Origin of the sequence: Microcoleus sp. OTE_8_concoct_300, from assembly GCF_031383065.1 — a bacterium.
GTDB lineage: Bacteria > Cyanobacteriota > Cyanobacteriia > Cyanobacteriales > Microcoleaceae > Microcoleus.
Window position 1 is genome coordinate 1 of record NZ_JANMZH010000431.1, and the last position, 1,240, is coordinate 1,240.

The 1,240-nt window shown below is 46.8% G+C and carries 2 protein-coding genes; both read left to right on the forward strand.

Annotation, left to right across the window (positions count from 1 at the left end; all coding sequences use genetic code 11):
- A partial coding sequence (locus ACUVJL_RS19870; RefSeq protein ID WP_445247413.1) for an ATP phosphoribosyltransferase regulatory subunit occupies positions 1-592 on the forward strand: 592 nt, incomplete at its 5' end.
- A 74-nt stretch (positions 593-666) separates the two neighbouring features.
- Positions 667-894, forward strand: a complete 228-nt coding sequence (locus tag ACUVJL_RS19875) for a ferredoxin family protein (RefSeq protein ID WP_333442255.1) — start codon at positions 667-669, stop codon at positions 892-894.
- Positions 895-1,240: the final 346 nt, after the last annotated feature.

A 1,240-nucleotide genomic window follows, 5' to 3' on the forward strand; every position in this document is an offset into this window, starting at 1 on the left:
CCCAGAAGAGGTGTTGCCAATTGTTGCCAAACTAGATTTAGATTTGCCGCAGCAATCGGCGTTAAACAATCTCAAATCGGCGATCGAATTGCTGCACCAATGCCAGTCAAAAATTCCCAATCTAAAATCCCACATTCACCTGGATTTGAGTTTAATTCAAACATTTGACTACTACACTGGAATTGTGTTTGAAGTTGTCAGCAGCAGCAAGACAGGACAGCGAGTTTTAGGACAAGGGGGACGCTACGACCAACTGTTGGGACTGTTCGATCCCCAAGGGCAAAATTCCCCCGGTATCGGGTTTTGTCTGAATATTGAAGATTTGCACCAAGTTTTGCTGACAGAGGGGCAATTGCCCACGGAGACGCCAGCCAGCGACTGGTTGGTGGTGGCTCAAACTCCTGAAGCTGGGGCGGCGGCCTTTGATTATGCCCGCCAACTCCGAGAGTCTACTCACCTAGTTCGGGTAGAAATAGATTTGGAGAGTCGGGAGACTGCGGAGGCGGCGCGGGAATACGCGCGCGATCGACGAATTGCTCAAATTGCTTGGGTAAATGCCGAAGGATTGCCAACAATTGAAACGGTAAATTAGGGTCTGTTTGAAACGTAATTCCTAATTACCAATTGCTAATTTATCATCCAAAATCCAAAATCCAAAATTGAAATATGCCACACACTATCGTTACGAATATTTGCGAGGGAGTTGCTGATTGCGTCGGCGCTTGTCCGGTTGCTTGCATTCACCCCGGTCCCGGCAAAAATGTCAAGGGTACTGATTGGTTTTGGATTGATTTTGATACCTGCATTGACTGCGGCATTTGTTTGCAGGTGTGTCCTGTCGAAAAGGCGATCGTCCCAGATGAACGGCCGGAGTTGCAGCAAACTCCGAGTTGATTGCAATTGAGGGCTAGACCCTACATTCACTTTTTTTACGAACCGCAGAGGGCGCAGAGGGCGCAGAGAAGAAGGGTGAGAAATATTGGAAAAATCTAACTTTTAGATATCTAACTGAGGTAATTAATTAGGTTACTTTTGTGAGTTCTTTCTCTTCCCTTCTCTTGTCTTCCTTCGTGTCCTTCGCGCCTTCGCGGTTCGTTTTAAAAAAAGCCCGATCGCACTTTACAAAAAAATCTACAATAAAAACCCATGCAGCCGATCGCACTTTCCGACTCTCAAATTTTATCCATCCGCACCCACGCCGAAAGCACATATCCTGAAGAATGCTGCGGTTTGTTGCTCG

Coding starts and splice junctions, on each gene's coding strand:
- ACUVJL_RS19875 (WP_333442255.1), top strand. CDS start 667: ATGCCACACACTATCGTTACGAATATTTGCGAGGGAGTTGCTGATTGC.